The 22,813-nt window shown below is 68.2% G+C and carries 23 protein-coding genes and 2 tRNA genes; 13 read left to right on the plus strand and 12 right to left on the minus strand.

The genetic code is table 11. The features are described from left to right. Window positions 1-12 precede the first annotated feature (12 nt). Both ACI2LP_RS16080 and ACI2LP_RS16085 read right to left on the minus strand, forming a co-directional pair. A complete protein-coding gene (locus tag ACI2LP_RS16080; protein ID WP_404725135.1) occupies window positions 13-1,359 on the minus strand; it encodes a serine/threonine-protein kinase in 1,347 nt (448 codons plus the stop codon). Window positions 1,360-1,414: 55 nt separating this feature from the next. Then, the gene (locus tag ACI2LP_RS16085) at window positions 1,415-1,963 is read right to left on the minus strand and encodes a helix-turn-helix domain-containing protein (protein ID WP_404725136.1); all 549 of its coding nucleotides are present in this window, start codon (window positions 1,961-1,963) and stop codon (window positions 1,415-1,417) included. Window positions 1,964-2,145: 182 nt separating this feature from the next. Here ACI2LP_RS16085 and ACI2LP_RS16090 point away from each other — a divergent pair. Beyond that, a tRNA-Ala gene (locus ACI2LP_RS16090) sits at window positions 2,146-2,218 on the plus strand. Between the two features lie 216 nt (window positions 2,219-2,434). After that, entirely contained in the window at window positions 2,435-2,836 is a 402-nt protein-coding gene (locus ACI2LP_RS16095; RefSeq protein ID WP_404725137.1) for a DUF6344 domain-containing protein, read from the plus strand. Between the two features lie 40 nt (window positions 2,837-2,876). Here the strand turns inward: ACI2LP_RS16095 and ACI2LP_RS16100 are convergent, their stop codons facing one another. Then, entirely contained in the window at window positions 2,877-3,566 is a 690-nt protein-coding gene (locus tag ACI2LP_RS16100) for a DUF5324 family protein (RefSeq protein ID WP_404725138.1), read from the minus strand. A gap of 273 nt (window positions 3,567-3,839) precedes the next feature. On the opposite strand from ACI2LP_RS16100, the gene ACI2LP_RS16105 reads away from it, so the two are divergent. Both ACI2LP_RS16105 and ACI2LP_RS16110 read left to right on the plus strand, forming a co-directional pair. Continuing rightward, on the plus strand, window positions 3,840-4,373 hold the full coding sequence (locus ACI2LP_RS16105; protein WP_404725139.1) for a peptidylprolyl isomerase: 534 nt from the start codon (window positions 3,840-3,842) through the stop codon (window positions 4,371-4,373). Between the two features lie 92 nt (window positions 4,374-4,465). Next, complete coding sequence (locus ACI2LP_RS16110; protein ID WP_404725140.1) at window positions 4,466-5,359, plus strand: rhomboid family intramembrane serine protease; 894 nt, start codon at window positions 4,466-4,468, stop codon at window positions 5,357-5,359. Between the two features lie 272 nt (window positions 5,360-5,631). Here the strand turns inward: ACI2LP_RS16110 and crgA are convergent, their stop codons facing one another. After that, complete coding sequence (gene crgA / locus ACI2LP_RS16115; RefSeq protein WP_404725141.1) at window positions 5,632-5,886, minus strand: cell division protein CrgA; 255 nt, start codon at window positions 5,884-5,886, stop codon at window positions 5,632-5,634. Window positions 5,887-6,026: 140 nt separating this feature from the next. On the opposite strand from crgA, the gene ACI2LP_RS16120 reads away from it, so the two are divergent. From ACI2LP_RS16120 to ACI2LP_RS16145, 6 genes are read left to right on the plus strand one after another with little or no spacing between them, the layout of a single operon-like run. Further along, window positions 6,027-6,794: a DUF881 domain-containing protein gene (locus tag ACI2LP_RS16120; protein WP_404725142.1), complete on the plus strand. Its 768-nt coding sequence runs from the start codon at window positions 6,027-6,029 to the stop codon at window positions 6,792-6,794. Between the two features lie 26 nt (window positions 6,795-6,820). After that, window positions 6,821-7,522: a class E sortase gene (locus tag ACI2LP_RS16125; RefSeq protein WP_404725143.1), complete on the plus strand. Its 702-nt coding sequence runs from the start codon at window positions 6,821-6,823 to the stop codon at window positions 7,520-7,522. Between the two features lie 29 nt (window positions 7,523-7,551). Continuing rightward, the gene (locus ACI2LP_RS16130) at window positions 7,552-7,752 is read left to right on the plus strand and encodes a hypothetical protein (protein ID WP_404725410.1); all 201 of its coding nucleotides are present in this window, start codon (window positions 7,552-7,554) and stop codon (window positions 7,750-7,752) included. Next, complete coding sequence (locus tag ACI2LP_RS16135) at window positions 7,749-8,387, plus strand: aminodeoxychorismate/anthranilate synthase component II (protein WP_360867061.1); 639 nt, start codon at window positions 7,749-7,751, stop codon at window positions 8,385-8,387. The genes ACI2LP_RS16130 and ACI2LP_RS16135 overlap by 4 nt, the downstream gene beginning before the upstream one ends. After that, entirely contained in the window at window positions 8,384-9,577 is a 1,194-nt protein-coding gene (locus ACI2LP_RS16140; protein WP_404725144.1) for a class E sortase, read from the plus strand. Before ACI2LP_RS16135 ends, ACI2LP_RS16140 begins: the two co-directional genes overlap by 4 nt. A gap of 41 nt (window positions 9,578-9,618) precedes the next feature. Then, complete coding sequence (locus ACI2LP_RS16145; RefSeq protein ID WP_404725145.1) at window positions 9,619-10,293, plus strand: class E sortase; 675 nt, start codon at window positions 9,619-9,621, stop codon at window positions 10,291-10,293. An 85-nt stretch (window positions 10,294-10,378) separates the two neighbouring features. Here the strand turns inward: ACI2LP_RS16145 and ACI2LP_RS16150 are convergent, their stop codons facing one another. The 8 genes from ACI2LP_RS16150 to ACI2LP_RS16185 form a co-directional block, all read right to left on the minus strand. Then, window positions 10,379-11,113 carry a restriction endonuclease gene (locus ACI2LP_RS16150; protein ID WP_404725146.1) on the minus strand — a complete coding sequence of 245 codons (735 nt, stop codon included), beginning with the start codon at window positions 11,111-11,113 and terminating at the stop codon, window positions 10,379-10,381. Between the two features lie 12 nt (window positions 11,114-11,125). Next, window positions 11,126-11,413 (minus strand): hypothetical protein, encoded by a 288-nt coding sequence (locus ACI2LP_RS16155; RefSeq protein WP_404725147.1) that lies wholly within the window; start codon window positions 11,411-11,413, stop codon window positions 11,126-11,128. Between the two features lie 120 nt (window positions 11,414-11,533). Then, a complete protein-coding gene (gene pknB, locus ACI2LP_RS16160) occupies window positions 11,534-13,501 on the minus strand; it encodes a Stk1 family PASTA domain-containing Ser/Thr kinase (RefSeq protein WP_404725148.1) in 1,968 nt (655 codons plus the stop codon). Window positions 13,502-13,669: 168 nt separating this feature from the next. Then, window positions 13,670-15,130, minus strand: a complete 1,461-nt coding sequence (locus ACI2LP_RS16165; RefSeq protein WP_404725149.1) for a peptidoglycan D,D-transpeptidase FtsI family protein — start codon at window positions 15,128-15,130, stop codon at window positions 13,670-13,672. Beyond that, complete coding sequence (locus ACI2LP_RS16170) at window positions 15,127-16,536, minus strand: FtsW/RodA/SpoVE family cell cycle protein (protein ID WP_404725150.1); 1,410 nt, start codon at window positions 16,534-16,536, stop codon at window positions 15,127-15,129. Before ACI2LP_RS16170 ends, ACI2LP_RS16165 begins: the two co-directional genes overlap by 4 nt. A 24-nt stretch (window positions 16,537-16,560) precedes the next feature. Next, complete coding sequence (locus tag ACI2LP_RS16175; protein ID WP_404725151.1) at window positions 16,561-18,054, minus strand: PP2C family protein-serine/threonine phosphatase; 1,494 nt, start codon at window positions 18,052-18,054, stop codon at window positions 16,561-16,563. A gap of 129 nt (window positions 18,055-18,183) precedes the next feature. Next, window positions 18,184-18,696, minus strand: a complete 513-nt coding sequence (locus ACI2LP_RS16180; protein WP_360867038.1) for an FHA domain-containing protein — start codon at window positions 18,694-18,696, stop codon at window positions 18,184-18,186. 10 nt (window positions 18,697-18,706) lie between these two features. Next, entirely contained in the window at window positions 18,707-19,561 is an 855-nt protein-coding gene (locus tag ACI2LP_RS16185; protein WP_404725152.1) for an FhaA domain-containing protein, read from the minus strand. A gap of 317 nt (window positions 19,562-19,878) precedes the next feature. Between ACI2LP_RS16185 and ACI2LP_RS16190 the strand changes: the two genes are divergently transcribed. From ACI2LP_RS16190 to ACI2LP_RS16200, 3 genes are all read left to right on the plus strand, one after another. Continuing rightward, a tRNA-Leu gene (locus tag ACI2LP_RS16190) sits at window positions 19,879-19,962 on the plus strand. A gap of 335 nt (window positions 19,963-20,297) precedes the next feature. After that, window positions 20,298-21,992, plus strand: a complete 1,695-nt coding sequence (locus tag ACI2LP_RS16195; RefSeq protein WP_404725153.1) for a sensor histidine kinase — start codon at window positions 20,298-20,300, stop codon at window positions 21,990-21,992. 34 nt (window positions 21,993-22,026) lie between these two features. After that, entirely contained in the window at window positions 22,027-22,716 is a 690-nt protein-coding gene (locus tag ACI2LP_RS16200; protein ID WP_404725154.1) for a response regulator, read from the plus strand. Window positions 22,717-22,813 lie beyond the last annotated feature (97 nt).

A 22,813-nucleotide genomic window follows, 5' to 3' on the forward strand; every position in this document is an offset into this window, starting at 1 on the left:
AGGGCCGGAGGTTCAGGCCTGGGTCAGTGCCCAGATACCGACCGCGAAACACAGCAGCGCGACGATCAGCACCGGGACCGCAACCTTCGGGGGCGGTCCCGGTCGCTTTCCGGCCGTCGGAATTGGCGCGTGCGAGAGCGGAACCTGCGGGCTCTGAGCGGTGTAAGCACGAGTGGAAGGCGGTTCGTACTGCACCGGGGCGGTCGGCCCGGTCGGAGCATGAAGGGGGGAGGCGCTGTGCGCCGGTACGGGTGTGGGGATGGGGGTCGGCGTGGGCGTCGGCTCCGGTGCCGCGGGCATGGGGGGAGGAGTGGACGGCTCGGCCACGTGCGGGAGTTGTGCCGGCGGCTGCTGCGGTGGCGGGGCCAGATGGAAGCTGCCCGTCTCCGACGGCGGGAGCGGCGGCTGCACGGGAGCCTGCGTGGCCTGTGCGCCCTGCGGCGGGCCCTGGGGGGCCTGTGGGGCAGCTTCTGCGGCCGTTACGGGACCGGTCGGGCCGAAGCCCCCGGGGAGCGGCCCGATCTGGTCGAAGACCTCGACCGGCTCGTCGTCGGCCCCGGCGTCCGGAAGGATTTCGACGGCCGCCGTCAGCGCCTTCCGCGCGCCCGTGGCCGTACGGAACCGGGCCCCCGGATCGGGTTGCAGCAGACCGGCCAGCACCTGCCACAGCGGTTCCGGGATGCCCTGGGGAGCCCCGGGAGTCCCGTTGTTGGCGAAGTGCTCGACCAGCGCCCTGGAGTCGGGCTTCTGACCCTGCAGCAGATAGAGCGCGACCAGGCCGACCGCAAAAAGATCGGCCGGGAAGTCCGGCTCCGCGCCCATCATCTGCTCGGGCGCGAAATAACCGGGCGTGCCCACCACATAGTTCGTCTCGGTCAGCCGCGGCTCACCCTTGCGCATCGAGATGCCGAAGTCGGACAGCCGCAGATGCGGCCGCCCGGTTCCGGTGGCCTCCAGCAGGATGTTCGCCGGCTTGATGTCGCGGTGCACGACCCCCTCCGCGTGCACCGCGGCAAGTCCGGACAACAACTGATCGAGCAGGGTGCACACAAAACGGGGAGGCAGCGGGCCATAGTCGCCGATCACATGCGCCAGCGACCCGCCACTCACCAGATCCATGGTGAACAGCACCTTGTCGTCGTCCGCGGCCCAGCTGGCCGGGGCGAGGACATGCGGGTGATCGATCCGCAGAGCCTGCTCGCGGACGAAGCGCAGCAGCGTGTGCGCATCGCTCTGCTGCAGCACCTTGGCCGCGACATAGCGACGGCGCCGGTGATCCCAGGCACGCCAGACCGCACCGACACCGCCGCGTCCGATCGGGTCGATCAGTTCATACCGACCAGCGAAGACCTCACCCATTGCGCTGCGCCCGCTCCCCGTCCCCAGTGAGGCCCGCTGCCTCGGTCAGCTCTCGTCAGCTCTGATGCGACTCGTAGTGGGCGACCGCGTCAGCGGTGCGCCCCGCGCCGTACACCCTGAGGAACTCTGCCAGCTCGGGGTGGCTCGGGGCGAGCGAGTCCGCAGCATCGATGATGTCGCCCGCCGCGGCCACGGAGCGCAGCAGCGACTGAATCTCCCGTACGACACGGCGCACCGTCGGCGCACCGGAGCTGGTCGTGCTCTGGCTGGTACCGGTCAAGACGGAGCCCCCCTGCGACTTCTTGATCTCTTCCATCCGGTCGGTGGCTTCGACAGCGCTGACGCTCCCGTCGGCGACCTGGCTCGCCAAATCCTGCAGCGCCTGCACGCGCTGGACGACCGCGGGGTTGCCGATCTTGGCGCGCTGGCCGCTCATCAGCTGGGAAAGCATGGGAGCCGACAGCCCGAGCACCGCCGCGAGGCGGGCCTGATTCAGCCCCAGATCATCAATCAGCCGACGGAAGAGCGCCCCCAGCGGCTCTCCGTACCAGCTGCGCTGCAGCTCTCTGGCTCTTGCGGTTGTTTCCTGCTGAGCGGCGTCCATGTGCGTCTCCCCATCGCTTCCCCAAAGCGGGCTTCGCTGCTGCGAACCACGTCGAGCATCTTACGGAGAGTGGTCGCCCATAGGGAGTCCTAATCCTTTTGCAGGATCTGGGGGGTCACCCGGTACTCTGGTCTGCGGCGGTCGCCGAGACAGGGTTCTGCTCGGCCGTACCCACCCATCCCGGGGCCTTAGCTCAGTTGGTAGAGCGCTGTCTTTGCATGGCAGATGTCAGGGGTTCGACTCCCCTAGGCTCCACAACCCAAGGGCGCTCCGATCTGTTCTCGACAGATCGGAGCGCCCTTTTCGCTGCCCTCCCTACCGCCTCGCAGCTGTGCTCGCACTGCGGACTGGACCGTCCGGGTGGTGTTCATCCGAAGAACTGCACAGCGGCGGCGTAGCTCCCGCACTTCTCGAGATGCGTACACATCATGAGGAAGGTATGTAGATCGCTCAACCCGAAAGCGAGGGGTCATGGCCGCCTTGAAGGTCAGAAATCTGTGGACCGCGTTCCTCAGCGCATTCTTTGCGCTGCTTGCCTCGGTGGGGCTGACCACCGCGACCACCGCCGCCGAGCAGCCGGCCGCGCAGACGCCGGACCGGCCGGGTCTGCCCACCGTGCCGAAGCAGAGGCGCCGACAGGCCGTCCGGGCGACGGCATCATCCCCCCATCCACGATGGAACCCGATCGCGCGCGACAGATCGCTGCCGCCGACGATCAAGCAGCGCATCCGCGCCGAGGCCCATGGCTCGTCGCCCGCCGGCAGGCACCTGCCCGCACTCGACGCCGACAGCGCCGACGCTCTCCACCTTCCCGACGGCGGACCGCGCATCACTGCCGACCCCGCCACCGACCCGGCGCTCGCCACAGCGTGAGGCGCCGGGAGCTCTCACTGTCTCCCGGCGCCACCAGCCATCAGTGGTCGTCGCGATCCGCGGCTTCCGCCTCAGCCTGCTTCGCCTGCACCTCCGGGTCGAGATCGGTTCGCTCACTGCCGTCCACGGACGACAGCGGCGCGCGGTCGGAGACCTCCGTGGCAGCGGGCGGTTCGACCAGCCAATCGGGGTTGGCCTGCTTGTCCCACCACTTCCAGACGGCGACAGTTGCACCGGCCACCACGCCAATGATCGCAAGGCCCTTGGCGAGACGACCGGCCCTGGCGCGCCGTTCGTGCTTCCTCACCAACTTCTCGATTTCCTTCGCCGTCACCTGCCCACGTAGCGCGGCCAGCGCCGCTGCGGAACGGGCCACAGCCTCTTCCCGAACGGGCTGAGCGGCGGCCACCGCGTGCTCGACACGCGGAACGGTGTAGTCCGCCGCCTGACGAGCGGTCCTCCGGGCCTGAATCGCGGCCCGGCGCGCAGCGCGGTCCACATTCGGCGGCACATGCGGCGCCACACGCGTGCCGTACTGCACACGCGCCTGCACACGGGCCTTCTTGGCTGCCTTCGAGACTTTTGGCGCGAGCCGTACGCGGGCCTCGTGCGCATAGTGCGCGGCCTGGTCCTTTGCCGTATCGGCGTAGGGCGCCACCACGTCCGCGGCGTGCAGCACGCTGTCCTTCGCCGTACCGGTCGCGGCGCGCACGCTGTCCATGCGGGTCACGGGATCCTCCTCCTCGGTGGCGTTCTGGGGGACTGGGGCTTAATTCCAGTTGGGCACAGTTTCGCCTTTCCACCCGTTTCGAAATCATGCCTGTTGACTGGCGTCTCGGCATGCGGGGCGGGCATCCGGGTCATGTAGGTACCTTGTGGACGACGATGCCACGGTTCGCCTCATAACGCGCCGCCCAGTCGGCTACCCGGCGGCTTTTCTCCCTGCACGACTCTTCCGTGCGAGGATCGGGAGACGTCAGAGAAGACTTACGGAAGGCACACCGTGGCCGAGCAGCTTTACGCCACCCTGAAGACCAACCAGGGCGACATCGAGATTCGGCTCCTGCCGAACCACGCCCCGAAGACGGTCAAGAACTTCGTGGAACTCGCCAAGGGTGAGCGTGAATGGACCCACCCGGCGACGGGCAAGAAGTCCACGGACAAGCTGTACGACGGAACGGTCTTCCACCGCGTGATCAGCGGCTTCATGATCCAGGGCGGCGACCCGCTGGGCAACGGCACCGGCGGCCCGGGATACGAGTTCGGGGACGAGTTCCACCCCGACCTCGCCTTCGACAAGCCCTACCTGCTGGCCATGGCCAACGCCGGCCCGGGCACCAACGGCTCGCAGTTCTTCATCACCGTGTCGCCCACCGCCTGGCTCACCCGTAAGCACACCATCTTCGGCGAGGTCGCCAATGAGGCCGGCAAGAAGGTCGTGGACGCCATCGCGGGCACCCAGACCAACCCGCGCACCGACCGCCCGGTCAAGGACGTCGTCATCGAGTCGGTCGTTGTCGAGACCCGCGAAGGCTGATCCCACGGGAACCAATACGCCCCGCTCGTCCGTATGGATGGGCGGGGCGGTGTGTTGAGCCAGTGCTGTTGAGCTAGGGAGATCGAGGACTCATGGACCAGGCGCCAGGCAGTCCGCAGGAGCCGCAGGACGCGCACAGCCTGCCCAGCTGCTACCGGCATCCGGGCCGCGACACGGGCATCACCTGCACCCGTTGCGAACGGCCGATCTGCCCGGACTGCATGGTCAGCGCGTCGGTCGGGTTCCACTGCCCCGAGTGCGTACGCAGCGGATCCGGTACGGGACACTCCGCGACCGCCAACCAGCCGCGGACCCTCGCCGGCGGTGCTGTGTCGGCCAGCCCTCACCTGGTCACCAAGATCCTGCTGGCGATCAATGCCGCCGTGTTCATCGCCGCGCTGGCGAGCGACCGCGTGGTCAGCGATCTTGCTTTGGTCGGACAGTGGCCGCCGGCGCCGTTCGCCCCGGTGGAAGGCGTCGCCGAGGGACAGTGGTACCGGCTCTTCACCTCGATGTTCCTGCACCAGGCGGTATGGCACTTCGCATTCAACATGCTGGGCCTGTGGTGGCTCGGCGGTCCCCTGGAGCAAGCGCTGGGGCGCATCCGCTACCTCGCGCTCTATCTGATCTCCGGACTGGCCGGCAGCGCCTTCACCTACCTGCTCGCCTCCCCGGACCAGGCCTCGCTCGGTGCCTCCGGCGCCATCTTCGGACTGCTCGGAGCCACGGCCGTACTGATGCGCCGCCTCAACTACGACATGCGGCCGGTCATCGCCCTGCTCGCGCTGAACCTGCTCTTCACCTTCACCTGGTCGGGCATCGCCTGGGAGGCGCATGTCGGCGGCCTGATCGCGGGCACGGCCATCGCCTTCGGCCTGGTGCACGCGCCCCGTGAGCACCGCACCCTCGTGCAGGCCGGGACCTGTGCACTGGTCCTCGTCGCGACCGTCGTGACCGTGCTGGCCAGGACCACCGCGCTCACCTGAGCGAGACCTTTCCCCAAAGTTGTCCACAGCGCGTGGCGGATCTTGTGCATGCTGTGGGGAACAAGCGTGCCCCTTGTCGCTGAGCTGGGTTTTCCCAGCAGGGACAAGGGGCGGGGCGCTTCACCAAGATGGCCGATGCAGTCACACCGGCGTCAATGCCCGGAGAGTTATCCACAGATCGTCTGACCTTTTCCCCATGTGGAAAACCTGTGGATAACCTCAGGGCAGGGCTTGGCGGCCGAGCTGCGGCGGCTGCCGAAGCAGCGGAAAAGCTACTTCCACTGAGTGGAGACACCAAAGCCGGCGGCGATGAAGCCGAAGCCCGCAACGATGTTCCAGTTGCCGAAGCTCTTGATCGGCAGGTCGCCCTCGGTCACATAGAAGAGGACGATCCAGGCAAGACCGATCAGGAACAGCGCAAGCATCACCGGCGCGACCCAGCTGCGGTTGGTCAGCTTGAGGTTCGTCGCCTGCTTCGACGCCGGCGGCGTGAAGTCGGCCTTCTTGCGGATACGTGACTTCGGCACGAGGGACTCTCCTGTCGATGCGCTGCGTGACCGCGCAGGGAACTGTGGCTAAGCGCCGGGCTGGAGCGAGGGGGACCACGGCCTCACCCGGGCGTCCGTTAGCGTAGTGCTTCCGCGGCGCCTAAGGAGATAAGGGTACGTTGAGCAATTCTGCCGACTCCCCCCAAGGGCCGGTTCAGCGCTTCGAGTGGCGGCTGGTCCGGTTGCTGACGGCTGCCGTTTTCGCGCTTGCCGGGCTGATCTTCGTGACCAGCTTCAATACCGCCAAGGGCACCAATATCCGTACCGACACGTCGCTGCTGAAGCTCTCCGACCTGATCCAGCAGCGCAGCGCCAAGAACGCGGACCTCGACGAGTCCACCGCGGCGCTGCGCGGGGACATCGACGTCCTCGCCCAGCGCGACGACGGCTCCACCAAGGCCGAGGACGTGAAGCTCGGCGCTCTGGAGAAGGCCGCGGGTACCGAGAAGATCAGCGGGCCCGCCGTCACCGTCACCCTCAACGACGCGCCGCCGAACGCGCAGGCCGCGCCCGGCTACCCCGAGCCGCAGGCCAATGACCTGGTGATTCACCAGCAGGACCTGCAGGCCGTCGTCAATGCCCTGTGGCAGGGCGGCGCCCGGGGCGTCCAGGTCATGGACCAGCGGCTGATCTCGACCAGCGCCGTGCGGTGCGTGGGCAACACGCTGATCCTCCAGGGCCGCGTCTACTCCCCGCCGTACAAGATCACCGCGGTCGGTGACCGGGGCGCGCTCAAGAAGGCGCTCACCGCCTCCCCGGCGATCCAGAACTACCAGCTCTATGTGAAGGCCTACGGCCTCGGCTGGAAGGTCGACGACCGCGGGGCGGTGACTCTCCCCGGTTACTCGGGCACAGTGGATCTCCACTACGCGAAGCCGGTGCGGTAGCCCCTGGGGGGACGGTGGGACGGACGGTGTCGGTACGACTGGTCGTCAGGACCTTCAGTGAGCTCTGCATCACCGCCGGCACCTTGATGGTCCTCTTCGTCGTGTACGTGCTGTTCTGGACCGGCGTCAAGGCGGCCGGTGCCGGTGACGGCCAGATCGACAGGCTCCAGGAGGAGTGGTCCCGGGGCCCGGTCGCGTCCCCCGCCCCGGCGCCCGGGCGGACGACGACGCCCGTTCCGCCGGCTCCCAAGGCGTACGAGGACGGCAAGCCCTTCGCCGTGATGTACATCCCCCGCTTCGGCAGGAGTTGGGACTGGCCGGTCCTGGAAGGCACCACGACGGGCACCCTCAAGAAGGGCCTCGGGCACTATGCGTCCACCACGGCGCTCGGCGGCACCGGCAACTTCTCGGTCGCCGGGCACCGGCGCACGTACGGCGATCCCTTCAAGGACTTTCCACAGCTGCGCCCGGGGGACGCGGTCGTGCTGACGGACGGGACGACCTGGTTCACGTACCGCATCGACCATGAGCCCTACCGGACGGTCCCGAGCGACATCGGCGTGATCGATCCCGTCCCCGGGAAGTCCGGCTTCGACGGGCCGGGGCGCTATCTGACCCTGACCACGTGCGATCCGGAATGGGGCAGCAGCCACCGGCTGATCGCCTGGGCGCATCTGGACGCCACGCAGCCTGTGACCGACGGCAAACCGGAAGCTTTGCACAGCTGACCCATGCACCCCTGCCGACCCTTAGTCTGGTGCGGTACCGAACGGAAAGGGACAGCATGTACGGCTGGATCTGGCGGCATCTGCCGGGCAATGCATGGGCGCGGGCGTTCATCTCGCTCGTGCTGATCCTCGCGGTCGTGTACGTGCTGTTCCAGTACGTCTTCCCGTGGGCGGAGCCGCTGCTTCCGTTCAACGATGTGACGGTCGACGGAGCGGGGGCGGCCCGATGAGCGCGCGCATTCTGGTCGTCGACAACTACGACAGCTTTGTCTTCAACCTCGTTCAGTACCTGTACCAGCTCGGTGCGGAGTGTGAGGTTCTGCGCAACGACGAGGTGGCCCTCTCGCATGCGCAGGACGGCTTTGACGGGGTGCTGCTCTCCCCCGGGCCGGGCGCGCCCGAGCAGGCCGGGGTCTGTATCGAGATGGTCCGGCACTGCGCGGACACAGGTGTACCGGTCTTCGGCGTCTGTCTGGGCATGCAGTCGATGGCGGTGGCGTACGGCGGTGTGGTGGGCCGCGCGCCCGAGCTGCTGCACGGCAAGACCTCGCTGGTCACACACGAGGGCAAGGGGGTGTTCACCGGGCTGCCCTCGCCCTTCACCGCGACCCGCTACCACTCGCTGGCCGCCGAGCCCGCGGAGCTGCCGGACGAGCTGGAGGTCACGGCGCGTACGGCGGACGGCATCATCATGGGGCTGCGTCACCGTGAACTGGCCGTCGAGGGTGTGCAGTTCCACCCCGAGTCGGTGCTCACCGAGCATGGCCATCTGATGCTCGCCAACTGGCTGGAGCAGTGCGGCGACACCGGCGCGGTCGGGCGTTCGGCAGGGCTCGCACCGGTGGTGGGCAAGGCCGTGGCGTGAGCTCGCCGCCCCCCGGTGACGGGCACGAGTACGACCCGCTGACGGATCCTCTGCCGCCAGCGGAGCATGGCTCGCCGTGGTTCTTGGCGACGGACGGTCCGGCGGACGAGGGGTATGCGCAGCAGGAGGAGCCACCGCCTCAGTCTCAGTCCCAGGAGTGGTCCGGCTATCAGCAGCAGTACGCCGTGGACGACTCTGAGGGCTATCAGCGGGACTGGTATGCGCAGCCGCAAGCGCAGCCGCGGCCGGAAGCGGAACCTCAGCGGATATCCGAGCCCCTGCCGATGTCTGAGCCGATACCCGTACCGGACGACGAGACCGTGGCCCTGCGTACGTCGGAGACCCGGCGCGCCGCCGAGACGCCCGCCGGTCCCGGCCGCGCCGAGCGCCGCCGGGCGGCCAAGGCCCGCGGGCGCAGGCGCCCCGAGCCCACTGCCGCCGCCTCGGCTTCCGGGGCGCCTGGGGCGCCCGCCAAGCCTCTTTCGCGCGTCGAGGCCCGCCGTGCCGCGCGTGCGGCGAAGGACAGCCCCGCTGTCATCGCCAGCCGCGCCATCGGCGAGCTCTTCATCAGCTTCGGCGTGCTGATGCTGCTCTTCGTCACCTACCAGCTCTGGTGGACGAACATCCGCGCCGGGCAGGAAGCCAGCCAGGAGACGAACAAGATCCAGGACGACTGGGCGAAGGGCCGCAAGCCCGGTGCGTTCGAGCCGGGGCAGGGCTTCGCCATCATGCACATCCCCAAGCTGGATGTGGTCGTCCCGATCGCGGAGGGCATCAGCAAGCACAATGTCCTCGACCGCGGGATGGTGGGTCACTACGGCGAGGGGAAGCTCAAGACCGCAATGCCGTCGGACAAGTTGGGCAACTTCGCGGTCGCGGGCCACCGCAACACCCACGGCGAACCCTTCCGGTACATCAACCGTCTCAAGCCGGGGGATCCGATCGTCGTGGAGACCCAGGACGCGTACTACACGTACAAGATGGAGAGCATCCTCCCCCAGACGTCGCCGTCGAACGTGAGCGTGATCGGTCCCGTGCCGCCCGGCTCCGGGTTCACCGAGCCCGGCCGGTACATCACGCTGACGACGTGCACGCCGGAATTCACGAGTACGTACCGAATGATCGTGTGGGGCAAGATGGTCGAGGAACGGCCGCGCAGCAAGGGCAAACCCGACGCGCTTGTCGGCTGAATGCTGTGGGACTTCTGGGACTTCAAGACGGGAAAAGTGCAGTGTCACGTGCGCGTAGCCGGACCGCCGGCGTCATCAGTGTCTTCGGCGAGCTGCTGATCACTGCGGGCGTGGTGCTGGGGCTCTTCGTCGTCTACTCCCTGTGGTGGACGAACGTCCTTGCCGACCGCGAGGCTTCCAAGCAGGGCGACCAGATGCGCGAGGACTGGGCCGGCAGTCCCGGCGCGCTCGACACGAAAGACGGCATCGGCTTTCTGCACGTACCCGCCATGAACAACGGCGAGGTGCTGGTGAAGCAGGGCACCGATTCCACGAGCCTCAACGACGGCATCGCCGGCTACTACAAGGACCCGATCAAGTCGGCGCTCCCCTGGGACAAGAAGGGCAACTTCACGCTGGCCGCGCACCGCGACGGCCACGGTGCGAAGTTCCACAACATCCACAAGCTGAAGGACGGCGACCCGATCGTCTTCGAGACGCGGGACACGTGGTTCGTCTACAAGGTCTACAAGAAGCTCACCGAGACCTCGAAGTTCAACGTGGATGTGCTGCAGCCGGTCCCGAGGGAGTCGGGGAAGACGAAGCCGGGCCGGTACATCACGCTGACGACGTGCACGCCCATCTACACCTCCGACTACCGGTACATCGTGTGGGGCGAGCTGGTGCGTACGGAGAAGGTCGACAAGGACCGTACGCCGCCGGAGGAACTGCGCTAGCCGTACGATGAGTCGGGCCCGAAGCCGCAACTGAGCCTTGCGACTTCGGGACCTTGTCTGTACGGCGTCGGTTACCGCAGAACGTTCAGCGCCGTGCCCGCGCTCCAGGCCTCCAGCAGCCCTCGATGCACGGCGGTGATGCCGCCCTCGGCGGAGATGTTGAGCGCTTCCCGGGTGAACGGGCATGTGGCCACGTAGAGAGCGACGTCGGCCTAGTGCAGCACCTTGGCAGCCCCCAGAATTTCTGGATGTCGGGGCTCGTCACGGAGTTGTGAGGCGCGAATCGCTTGCACTGGACGACGAGAGGTCGCCCGTCCGGGGTACGGCCCGTGATGTCCACGCCACGGTCGCCGCCACCGCCGCGTACGACGACGGCGGTGCAGCCGTCACGGCGCAGCAGGCCGACGATGTGCTCTTCGAACTCGTAGCCGTTCATGGCGTCGATGGCGGCCATGACTCCGGCGAGCGGCCGGTCTTCCCGGGGGCCTTCCAGTCGGCGCAGCCGAGTGTGGTGGAGGCAGAGCTTGCGCTCGACGCGTTGGATGTCCTGGCGTAGGGCTATCAGTTCCTTGCGGTGTTCGCCCGAGGCCTCGATGAGGGCGTTGAACATGGGGACGACGGCTGTGCCGAGGATGTCGGTGATGCGCTGGTCGATGCGGCTGTCGAGGGAGCAGGCAGGTCTGTGGACGGAGTTGTCCACCGGGGCGGTGCGTGCCATGTACTCCATGTCCAGGAGGTATGTACGCACCTGACGTGCGACGTCGCTGTCGCGGAGCAGCATGGCGACGTTGAGGACGGCTCGACGTGGCCAGATGGCCATGCCCGAACGGGGCTATGGACAACTCTCGGGATAGGAACTCAGTGTGAGTTCCTTGAATTCCTGCAGCTCAGCGCCGCGCAGGACTCGTAGACCGTTAATCTCGAGCGCTTCGCGGTGTCGGCTGAGAAGGTTGTTGATCACCGTCTCGGCGACCCCGAAGTAGGCGGCAACCATCGCTGTCGTCACATGCATGCCGTCCGGCAGCAGCGACAGCGTCTTCACTTCGTCGAGCACCTCTGTTCGCGCGGCAACACCCTCGCGCAGCGACCTCGACTCCAGCAGTACGGCTTCGTTGATCACGTGTCCGTCCCTTGAAGACACGACCGATGGTCGAGAACATGCGCGAAGTGGGCGGCGGCACAAGAAGGGCCCCGGCGCCCATCAAGGGCGCCGGGGCCTCCGTCGTACCGCGGGCGGCGACTAGCCGAAGATTCCGCCGTCGTTGCCGCCGCCACCGTTGTTCCCGCCGCCACCGTCGATGGTGCGGACACTCACCTGCTGGCCGGGAGTCGCAGGGGTGCCGGCCGCCGGGTCCTGGATGATGACCCGGGCCTTGTCGTCGTTGGGACCGTCGACGTTGCCGAGCTGCAGGCCCGCCTGGGCGAGGAGCTGCTTGGCCTCGCCGAGTGTCTTGTTGAACAGGTTCGGCACCTGGGCGGTCTGCTGCGGGCCCTTGGAGACCTGAAGGGTGACCGTGGTTCCCTTGGCCGCCTTCGAGCCGCCCGTGGGGTCTTGCGCGATGACCGTACCCGCGGGCTGATTGGAGTCCACGTCGGTTCGGGCGACCTGGAACTCAAGGCCTTCCAGCTGGGCCTTCGCGGCGTCGAATTGCGCTCCCACGACCGGCGGCACGTTGATCTTGGACTGCTTGGCGACGGTGAGGGTGACCTTCGCGCCCTTCTCGGCCTCGGAGCCGCCCTTCGGGTCCTGGTCCAGTACGGTCCCCGGGTCCTGTTCAGATTCGGTCTCCACGACCTTGACGTCGTTGAAACCCTTCTTCGCCAGGGCGTCCTTGGCGTTCTGCAAAGACTTCTCGGTGACGTCGGGAACCTCGACCTTGGGCGCGCCCTCGGAGACGACGACCTGGACGGTCTCGCCCTCCTTCATCTTGCCGCCCTCACCCGGCGTCTGGCTGCAGATGCTGCCCTTGGGCTGTTCGCACCGCTGCGTACCGGACTGCGCGACCTTCACGTGCGAGTTCGTTGCGAGCTCCTGTGCGTCGGACAGTGTCTTGCCCACCAGCGCAGGTACCGGCACATCGCCGCTGCCGCCGCCACCGCCGAAGACCGACTTGCCGATCAGCACCGCGCCGACCAGCACCAGGATGCCCGCGAGGACCAGCAGGATCGTCGAGGTGTTCGACTTCTTCTGACGGCGGCGGTCCGGACGGTCGTCGTAACCGCCATAGCCCCCGTCATCCGGGTTCATCGGCGGGAGCATCGACGTCTGGCCCGCCGGGTCGGCCTGGCGCAGTGCCGTGGTCGGCTGGTCGTCCGCGCCGTACCCGCCGTAGCCGACCGCGCCCATCGCCGCCGTCGCCGCGACCGGTTGGCCGTCGAGGCAGGCCTCGATGTCCGCGCGCATCTCGTCGGCCGACTGGTAGCGGTAGTCGGGGTCCTTGACCAGGGCCCGCAGGACGATGGCGTCCATCTCGGGCGTGATCTCGGGGTCGAAGTTGCTGGGCGGCTGCGGCTCCTCGCGTACATGCTGATACGCCACCGCCACCGGGGAGTCGCCCACGAACGGGGGACGGACTGTGAGGAGCTCGTAGAGCAGGCAGCCGGTGGAGTACAGGTCGGAGCGCGCGTCGACCTGCTCGCCCTTGGCCTGCTCCGGGGAGAGGTACTGGGCGGTGCCGATGACGGCCGCGGTCTGTGTCATGGTCATGCCGGAGTCGCCCATCGCGCGGGCGATGCCGAAGTCCATGACCTTGACCTGGCCGGTGCGCGTCAGCATGACGTTCGCCGGCTTGATGTCGCGGTGGACGATGCCGTTGCGGTGCGAGTACTCGAGCGCCTGGAGGATGCCGATGGTCATCTCCAGCGTGCGTTCGGGCAGCAGCTTGCGCCCGGAGTGCAGCAGCTCTCTGAGCGTGGAGCCGTCCACGTACTCCATCACGATGTACGGGATCGAGACCCCGTCGACATAGTCCTCGCCGGTGTCGTAGACAGCGACGATCGCAGGGTGATTGAGCGAGGCGGCCGACTGGGCCTCACGGCGGAACCGGGCCTGGAAGGACGGGTCGCGGGCGAGGTCGGCCCGCAGCGTCTTCACGGCGACGGTGCGGCCGAGCCGGGTGTCGTGGGCGAGGTAGACCTCTGCCATGCCACCGCGGCCGAGCACCGAGCCCAGTTCGTACCGGCCGCCGAGGCGACGCGGCTCTTCCATAGCTGTTCCAGCCCTCTCCGTCAGTCCCGACCGCACCCTCGTGTGGTCCGGCGGTTAGCTGTTCGCGCATACGCTACCGGCCGTGTACCACCTGATCGGCCTGTGACCGTCACCTGATACCCGACCGGTATCGCAATGTGCAGGTATGGACGCCGGACGTGATCCGCGTCACTTCTTGCTGTCCAGTACCGCCTGCATCACGGCCTTGGCGATCGGGGCGGCGAGGCCGCCGCCGGTGATGTCGTCGCGCTTGGCCTCGCTGTCCTCGACGACGACCGCGACGGCGACCGGGGATCCGTCGCCGGTCTTGGCGTACGAGATGAACCAGGCGTAGGGGTTTTTGCTGTTGTTCTCGCCGTGCTGGGCGGTGCCGGTCTTGCCGCCGACCGTGGCGCCGTCGATCTTGGCCCTGGTGCCGGTGCCGTTCTCGACGACGTTCTCCATCATCTGCTGCAGGAGCTGCGCGTTCTTCTGGGAGAGCGGGCGGCTCATCTCCTGCGGCTCGTTCTTCTTGATGATGTCCAGGTTGGGCGATTCCAGCTGGTCGATCATGTACGGCTTCATCAGCTTGCCGTCGTTGGCGATCGCCGCGGTGACCATGGCCATCTGGAGGGGGGACGCGGCGGTGTTGAACTGGCCGATGGAGGACAGCGCGTTTCCGGGGCGGTCCATCGTCTTGTCGTAGACGGAGGCGGCGGCGCGCACCGGGGTGTCGACCTCGGGGTTGTTGAAGCCGAACTTCTGCGCCGTCTCCAGCATGTCGTCGCGGCCGACCTTGTCACCGAGCTTCGCGAAGACCGAGTTGCAGGAGACCTTGAGCGCCTGGTTCAGGCTGGCGTTCTTGCAGCCGCTGGCGTGGTTGACCATCGGCGTGCGGGTGGTGGGCAGGATGTACGGCTCAGGGGTGTCCGTCGCCGCCTCGATGTCCGTGACTTCGCCGTGCTCCAGGGCTGCGGCCGCCGTGACCACCTTGAAGGTGGAACCGGGCGGGTAGACCTCGCGCAGCGCGCGGTTGAGCTTCGGCTTGTCCTTGTCCTTCTCGAGCTTGTTCCAGGCGATCTCGTCCGATGCGCCGTAGCCGGCGAAGGAGGCGGGGTCGTACGAGGGGGTGGAGGCCAGCGCGAGGATCCTGCCGGTCTGCGGGTCGATGGCCGCGACGGCGCCCTTCTTGGAGCCGAGGCCCTTGTAGGCGGCCTTCTGTGCGGCGCCGTTGAGCGTCGTGACGACGTTGCCGCCCTTCTTCTTGTCGCCGGTGAACATCGCCATCGTGCGGTCGAAAAAGAGCTGGTCGGAGTTGCCGGTGAGGATGCCGTCCTCGAGCTTCTCGATCTGGTTGGCGTCGAATGCCTGGGAGGCGTACCCGGTGACGGGAGCCCACATGGGACCGTCGACGTAGGTGCGCTTGAACTTGAAGTCCGTGTCCTTCGTCTCCACGGAACCGGTGATCGGCTTGCCGTCGACGATGATGTTGCCGCGCTCGGCGGCGTACCGCTCGATCAGGACACGGCGGTTCTTCGAGTTTGTATTGAGGTCGTCCGCCTGGACGTACTGGAGCCAGTTGGTACGCACCAGGAGGGCGAGTACCAGGAGCCCGCAGAAGATCGCGATCCGGCGCAGGGGCTTGTTCACGGTCGGACCACCTGGGTCATCTCGGCGTCGGGGGACGGAGCGGGAGCCGGCGCGGGACGGCGCGCGGTGTCGCTGATACGGATCAGGATGCCGATGAGCGCCCAGTTGGCGATCACGGACGAACCGCCGTACGCCACGAACGGCATCGTCATTCCGGTGAGCGGGATGAGGCCCATGACACCGCCGGCGACGACGAAGACCTGGATGGCGAAGGCGCCGGAGAGGCCGATGGCGAGGAGCTTGCCGAAGGGGTCGCGGGCGGCGAGGGCGGTGCGTACGCCGCGCTCCACGATCAGGCCGTAGACCAGCAGGAACGCCATCATTCCGGCCAGGCCCAACTCTTCACCGAAGGTGGAGAGGATGAAGTCGGAGTTGGCGGCGAAGCCGATGAGGTCGGAGTCGCCCTGGCCGAGGCCGGTGCCGAGGGTGCCGCCGGAGCCGAAGGACATCAGCGCCTGGCCGATCTGTTCGCTCTGCCGCCAGGTCTCCTCTGCGAACGGGTTGAGCCAGAATTCCACCCGCTGCTGGACGTGCGGCTCGAAGGAGGCGACGCCGACCGCGCCGACGGCGGACATCAGCAGACCGAAGACGATCCAGCTGGTGCGCTCGGTGGCGACGTACAGCATGATCACGAAGAGGCCGAAGAACAGCAGCGAGGTGCCGAGGTCGGTCTCGAAGACGAGGATGAGGATCGACATCGCCCAGACCATCAGGATCGGTCCGAGGTCACGGCCGCGGGGCAGATACAGGCCCATGAAGCGGCGGCTGGCCAGCGCGAGGGCGTCCCGCTTCACCATCAGATAGCCGGAGAAGAAGATCGCAATGATGATCTTCGCGAACTCGCCGGGCTGGATGGTGAAGGGACCGAGACTGATCCAGATCTTGGCGCCGTTCACCGCCGGGAAGAACACCGGCAGGATCAGCAGGACCAGGGCCGCTGCCATCGAGATGTACGTGTAGCGCTGCAGGATGCGGTGGTCCTTGAGCAGCATCAGTACGCCGACGAAGAGGCCGATGCCGATCGCGGAGTACATCAGCTGCTTGGGGGCGTCCGGGCTGAAGCCGCCGAAGAGCTTCTGGGCGCGCTGGATCAGCCGGGGCGACTGGTCCAGTCTCCAGATCATCACCAGTCCGAGGCCGTTGAGCAGCGCGGCCAGCGGAAGCAGCAGCGGGTCGGCGTACTTGGCGAACTTGCGCACCGCGAGATGGGCCACACCGGCGAGCAGGCCGAGGCCGACGCCGTAGCCGAGCACTCCGGCCGGCAGCTTACCGTCGAGTGCGAGACCCACGTTGATGTACGCGAACACGGGGATGACGACTGCGAAAGCGAGCAGCATCAGCTCGGTGTTGCGACGGCTCGGTGCTTCGATCGCGCCGATCGTGGTGGTGTTGGTGACAACGCTCATGGTGGAGAGGCCCCCTACGGCCTATTACTGCTTGCCGCAGTTCGAGGCCAGCTTCTGCTCCTCCTCCGAGAGGGTGGGGCCCGGAGTGGGAGTGGCTGCGGTCGGCTTGGTCTTGGCGTTCTGGGTGGTCGGCTTGCCGGTGGTGCCACCGGCCTGGCCCTCGCCGGGCGGCGCGGTGCTCGCGCGGTCGGCCGCTTCGCGGCGCTGCTCGTCCTTCTTGCAGGCCGAGGCCTGTACGGCGAGCTCGTCGATCTTCGCGCGGGCCTTGCCGAGGCTGTCCGCCGTGATCGTCGCCTCCACCTGCTTGCGCTGGTAGGGCGGGAGGTACTTGAGTTCGATCTCGGGGTGGTCCTTCTCCACGTTCGAGAGCGAGACCCAGGCCAGGTCCTGGCTGATGCCCTGGTAGAGGGCGACGTGCTCGTCGTTGGAGCCGACGTAGTACTGGGTCTGGGTCCAGCGGTAGCCGCCGTACAGACCGCCGCCGACGACTGCCAGCGCAAGCACGGCGTAGAAGCTTCTCTTCAGCCACTTGCGGCTGCCGCGCGGCTTGATGAAGTCCTCGTCGGTGTACGCCCCGAAGCTGCCCTCGGGCGGCATGCCGCCGTAGCCCATGCCGTCGCCGCTGCCGGGCGGGCCGAAGCCGCCGGGCTGCGGGGATACGGGGCGGCCGAGGCCGGCGGCGCGTCCCGCCGGGGTCTGCATGGCGCCGCCGTCGTTCAGCTGGAGCTGGTTCTCGGCGACCGCGCCGACGACGACCGGGGTGTCGTTGAGCTGCCCGGCCAGGGTGTCGTTGGAGTCGGTGTCGAGGACGTCGGCGACGATGCAGGTGATGTTGTCCGGGCCGCCGCCGCGCAGCGCGAGCTGGATCAGGTCCTGGACGGTCTCCTGCGGGCCCTGGTAGCTGGCGAGGGTCTCTTCCATCGTCTGGTGGGAGACGACGCCGGAGAGCCCGTCGGAGCAGATCAGATAGCGGTCGCCGGCGCGCACCTCGCGGATGGAGAGGTCGGGCTCGACATGGTCGCCGCTGCCCAGCGCGCGCATCAGCAGGGAGCGCTGCGGGTGGGTGGTGGCTTCCTCTTCGGTGATCCGGCCTTCGTCGACGAGCCGCTGCACCCAGGTGTGGTCCTGGGTGATCTGGGTCAGCACGCCGTCGCGGAGGAGATAGGCGCGTGAGTCGCCGACGTGTACGAGGCCGAGGCGCTGGCCGGTCCAGAGCAGGGCGGTGAGCGTGGTGCCCATGCCTTCGAGCTGGGGGTCCTCCTCGACCATCAGCCGCAGCTGGTCGTTGGCGCGCTGCACGGCAGTGCCGAGCGAGGTGAGGATGTCCGAGCCGGGCACGTCGTCGTCGAGTGTGACGAGCGTGGAGATGACCTCCGACGAGGCGACCTCGCCGGCGGCCTGGCCGCCCATGCCGTCGGCGATGGCCAGAAGGCGGGGGCCGGCGTAGCCGGAGTCCTCATTGCCCTCCCGGATCATGCCCTTGTGTGATCCGGCGGCGAAGCGCAGAGACAGACTCATGCGCACCTCGCCCGTCGGATCGGGGTACAACCGGTCTCGAGCCACACTGCCCACCCTCCGGTCGGGAGCCCGTCCCGGTCCGCTGTTGGGACCGCTGCGGCTCGCTCGCTCCGCTCGCTCATTGTCGTACTACTTCCGCAGCTCGATGACGGTCTTGCCGATGCGGATCGGCGCGCCCAGCGGAATCGGTGTCGGGGTGGTGAGTCGGGTCCGGTCGAGATATGTGCCGTTGGTGGACCCGAGATCCTCGACGATCCACTGGCCGTCACGGTCCGGGTAGATCCTGGCATGCCTGCTGGACGCGTAGTCGTCGTCCAGCACGATCGTGGAGTCGTGCGCCCGGCCCAGGGTGATGGTCTGGCCCTGCAGCGCCACCGTGGTACCCGTGAGGGTGCCTTCCGAGACGACCAGTTTGGTGGGTGCTCCGCGGCGCTGGCGGCCGCTCGGCTGTTGCCGCTGCGGCGGTGGCGCGGCGGTCTGGCGCGTCTGCTGGGGACGCGCGTCGGCATTGCGGCGTGAGCCGCGCTGCGTGACGCGCGTACCGAACAGGTCGCTGCGGATGACCTGGACGGCCACGATCACGAACAGCCACAGAACGGCCAGGAAACCTAGCCGCATGACCGTCAGGGTCAGCTCTGACATTGCCCCCGCTTCACCCTTCGGCTTGCCGGTAAACGATGGTGGTGCTGCCCACGACGATCCGCGAGCCGTCGCGGAGCGTAGCGCGGGTGGTGTGCTGCCCGTCTACCACGATGCCGTTGGTAGACCCGAGATCCTGGATCGTCGAGGGCGTTCCGGTCCGGATCTCACAGTGCCGGCGCGAGACGCCGGGGTCGTCGATCCGCACATCGGCGTCGGTGCTGCGACCCAGCACCAGCGTCGGGCGGGAGATCTGATGGCGGGTGCCGTTGATCTCGATCCAACGTCGTACTTGGGTGCTCGGCATCGGTCCGGGACCGGGTGCCGGGCGTCGGTCCCCGACGGGCGCGGGGCCGGGGCGGCCGACGCCCGGAGGGGGCGCGGCCGGCATGGGAGGTGCTCCGGTGGGCGGGTAGCCGTAGCCGCCGCGGGCGCCGCCCTGGGGGGCGACGGGGCCGGGGCCGACGGGAGCCCGCTCGGGCGACTGTGACGTACTCGACGCGAGGGTGCGGCTGCGCACCCGGTACAGACCGGTGTCGAGGTCGTCCGCCTTCTCCAGGTGGACCTTGATGGGTCCCATGAAGGTGTAGCGCTGCTGCTTGGCGTAGTCGCGGACCAGGCCGGAGAGTTCGTCGCCGAGCTGACCGGAGTACGGGCTCAGGCGCTCGAAGTCGGGCGCGCTGAGCTCCACGATGAAGTCGTTGGGGACGACCGTCCGCTCGCGGTTCCAGATCGTCGCGTTGTTGTCGCACTCCCGCTGGAGGGCGCCCGCGATCTCGACGGGCTGGACCTCGGACTTGAAAACCTTGGCGAAGGTGCCGTTGACCAGACCTTCGAGACGCTGCTCGAAACGCTTCATGACTCCCATGGGGCACCTCCTCCGTCGTTGCCGTCCTGGTACTGCTTACTGATCGTATCCACGCGTCGGGAAATCGGCTGGTTCCCCTTGTCTGCCCCGTCGATGAGTGTCACCTCTCACACGGATCGTAGAGGCGGCTTCCTGACAGTGTCCCGCACCCGGGAGGCTCCCTGGAGGAGTGGGGGGCGGCCGCCTTCCGTTCCCTGTTTCCCGCCGGGGTGTGCCAAACAAACGGATGTGAATCCACCCTGCGCAGCGTGCTAATCTTCTGGATGTCGCCAGGCGCTCGCACCGAACAGGTGAGGGACGAGGCGGCGGCACCCAATGCGCGGGTGGCGGAATAGGCAGACGCGCTGGATTCAGGTTCCAGTGCCCGAAAGGGCGTGGGGGTTCAACTCCCCCCTCGCGCACAGAGAAACCGATGAAACGGGTCTCGACCAGTGACGAAAGTCCTGGTGGGGCCCGTTTCTCGTTGTTCGGGATCGCATCGGCCCGAGGTCGGTACGTACGGGGCGGTTCTACGTGAATGAGACCACATCATGACATGCCTCACGGTGCGGTCTCTGCTTGCTTGATGATCTTCAGTTGGTGTGCGCTCCGCGCCGGCGCCGCATCGTCAGCTCGTGCGGCTTGTCTTGGCCGGCTGCCCTGCCGCGGCGCGATGTGTGGCTGTGCGACGTTCGTCGTTCGGGGGCGATACGAAAGTGGGCCGTGCGCGGCGGGGTGTGCTGTCTAGGGTGCTGGCGTGGACGCGTCATCGAGGATCCGGGCCGGCTGGGCATGGCTGGCCGCACCCGAGCTGTGGTCGCGGCGGAGGACCGCCGGTGAAGTGGTGCTCGCGCTGGTGCTCGGCCTCATGGCGGCCGGGACCGAGGAGCTGACGGGCGGCGAGGGCTCGAGGCTGTTCGTCGTGGGGGCGTCGGCCGCGCTGCTGTCGCTGCTGCGGCGCAGGATGCCGACGCCGGTGCTTGCGGTCAGCGGGGTGCTCGCCCCGCTCATGAGCGGGTTCGCGCCGCTGCTGATGGTCGTGGGGTGGTCGGCCGGGCGCAGGATCGTGGGCGCTGGCCGGGCGCTGGCGGCGTTCACCGTCGCGTACTTCCTGTTCGTCGGCACCATGCTGCTGGACAACTGGACGCAGCAGGGGCCGATGACGCTGGTGCTGCTGGCCACCCTGTACTTCCTGGCGACGACCGTCGTGCCGGGGCTGGCCAGTCGCTACTGGACACAGCGGCGGACCCTGCTGCACGCGCTGCAGCAGCGCAACGCCCAGCTGCTGTGGGAGCGCGCGATGGTGGCCGGGCAGGCGCGGCTGCGTGAGCGGCAGCGGATCGCCCAGGACATGCACGACAGCCTCGGTCACCAGTTGGCGCTGATCTCCGTGCATACGGGGGCGCTTGAGGTGGATCCCGAGCTGACGGGGCGGCAGCGGGAGGCGGTCGGGGTGCTGCGGGAGGCTTCGGTGGCCGCGATGCATGAGCTGCGCGAGGTCGTCGGGATTCTGCGGGACGGGGTCGAGGGGCCTGCGCCGGTGGACGAGTCGGGGCGGGCCGCGCGCGGTACGGCAGGCATCGAAGGGCTCGTGGAATCGGCCCGCTCGGCGGGCAATGCGGTGGAACTGCGGTGTGCGGGCGAGGTCCGGCCGCTTGCCGCGGCGGCCGACCATGCCGCCTACCGCATCGTGCAGGAGGCGCTGACCAACGCGTTCAAGCACGCTCCCGGCGCTCCGATCGCGGTGGAGCTGCGGTACGAGCCGGACTCCTTCGTCGTCGAGATCGTCAGCGGGGCTGCGGCGGCTGCGGCGCCCGGCGAGGTGGTCAGCGGCGGTCAGGGGCTGACCGGGCTGCGTGAGCGGGCCCGGCTGGTCGGCGGCATCGTGCATGCGGGGCCCGCGGACGGCGGGGGGTTCCGGGTGGCGGGTGTGCTGCCGTACGGGGTCGTGGAGGCGGCGCCGTTCGTTGCGGCGGAGGACGACTTCCGCCAGCAGTCGCCGAGGGCTGCGCTCGGAAACGGTGGTCCGGTCATGGACTGGACCGTTTCGGAGCGGGAGCTGGCGATGGGCGGGAAGCGCAGGAGCAGGGGCGGCGGTCTGGCGCTGGGCTGCGGGATAGCGCTTGCGGCACTTCTGGTGCTGGGGGTGGCGGCGGTCTTCGGGATGTTCTTCCTCGTGGGGTCGGTGAGCGAGGGGATGATCGACCCGGCCCAGTACGAGAGCGTGCGGGTCGGGGCGGACGAGGACGAGGTGCGCGACCGGCTGCCGAGTGGGGACACGATCGCGACGGCCGGTTTGAGCGGCAAGGGCCCTCAGGAGCCTGCAGGCTCCGCATGTCTGGTGCTGATGTCCTCGGAGGTGGGGGACGACGTCGACACCGAGCCGGTGTTCCGGTTCTGCTTCAAGGGCGGCAAGCTGATCGAGAAGAAGTCCTACGAGGTCAGCCGGTGAGCGACGGCAGCCGTCGGTAGCTGTGGGGGTGCATGTGACGGGGTCGCCGATCCGGGTTGTCATCGCTGATGACGAGCCGCTCATCAGGGCCGGGATCCGGATGATTCTCACCTCGGACCGGGGGATCGAGGTCGTGGCGGAGGCGGCGAATGGGAGTGAGGCGGTCGACCTGGCCCGTTCGCACAGCGCCGATGTGGTGCTCCTCGACATTCAGATGCCGGTGATGGACGGGCTGACGGCGCTGGGGGAGCTGCGCAGGGCCGTACCGTCGGCGCGGGTGATCGTGCTGACGACCTTCGGTGAGCGCGAGAACGTACTGCGGGCGCTGGAACAGGGCGGCGCGGGCTTTCTGCTGAAGGACACGGCGCCGGCGGAGCTGATCGGTGCGGTACGGGCGGCGGCAGCGGGGGATGCGTATCTCTCCCCCGGAGCGACGCGGCATGTGGTCGACCAGCTGGCCTCGGGGCGGGCGGCCGCCCGCGGCGAGGAGGCGCGGGCACGGGTGGCCGGGCTGAGTGCGCGCGAGCGTGAGGTGCTGGCGCTGCTCGGGGAGGGGCTGTCCAACGCGGATGCGGGGCGGCGGCTGCACATGAGCGAGGCCACGGTGAAGACATATGTGAGCCGGATCCTGGCGAAGCTGGAGTGTGAGAACCGGGTTCAAGCGGCGCTGCTGGCGCGGGACGCGGGGCTGGATGCCGGTGGTGGGGGACCGTTGAGGGGCTGATCGGTGGGCGGAGCTCTCGGCCGGCGGCTGCTGCGAGGCTGGTTCGGCCGACGTTTCACGTGGAACATCCGCGTTGCCTGTTCCACGTGAATCGCCC

Origin of the sequence: Streptomyces sp. NPDC019890 (assembly GCF_044903445.1) — a bacterium.
GTDB lineage: Bacteria > Actinomycetota > Actinomycetes > Streptomycetales > Streptomycetaceae > Streptomyces.